Annotated in this window: 1 protein-coding gene; it reads left to right on the top strand. The window is 44.2% G+C overall.

Going from position 1 to position 599, the window contains the following annotated elements; all coding sequences use genetic code 11:
• Positions 1-102 precede the first annotated feature (102 nt).
• Positions 103-599: transposase (locus AC1DWB_RS36970; RefSeq protein ID WP_477546002.1), on the top strand; the 497-nt coding region annotated here is incomplete at its 3' end.

The raw sequence follows: 599 nt of genomic DNA, 5'->3' as shown, positions 1-599 counted from the left end.
CTGTTGAGAAACCCTCAACAGTCTATTTTTCAGTCGAATTCTTTAACAAATTACCGCGTTAATATGGTATAATATATGTAAATCCAACTTGGTGGTGATCCTATGCTTCGCACAAAATCCCATGTTCAAAATACATACGAATTGGTTTGCATAGAAGACCTTGTTCCTCAAGATCATTTGCTACGAAAAATTGAGAAATATATCGACTTCTCCTTTATCCTCGATAAAGTCCGTTCTTTTTACTGCGAAGATAATGGACGTCCTTCTGTCGATCCTCTCATGCTCTTCAAAATGATGTTTATCGGCTACCTCTACGGCATTCGTTCTGAACGTCAGCTTGAGCGTGAAGTGCAGATGAACCTGGCTTATCGCTGGTTTCTGGGGCTTGGCTTGGCCGATAAGGTTCCAGATCACAGCACCATCAGCTTAAATCGCCGACGTCTTAAGGAGAGCGATGTGCTTCAGGAAGTATTCGACCGCATTGTATTTCAAGCTATCGAACACCGTATGGTCGCCGGCCGTGTGCTCATTACCGACTCGACTCACCTAAAGGCGAACGCCAACAAGCGTAAGTATGTGACCGAAGAAGTCGCTAGGAG

Source organism: Paenibacillus sp. P4_E11, from assembly GCF_056401635.1.
The sequence above is the reverse complement of the archived record's forward strand: the minus strand, read 5'-3'. Positions and strand labels throughout refer to the sequence as shown.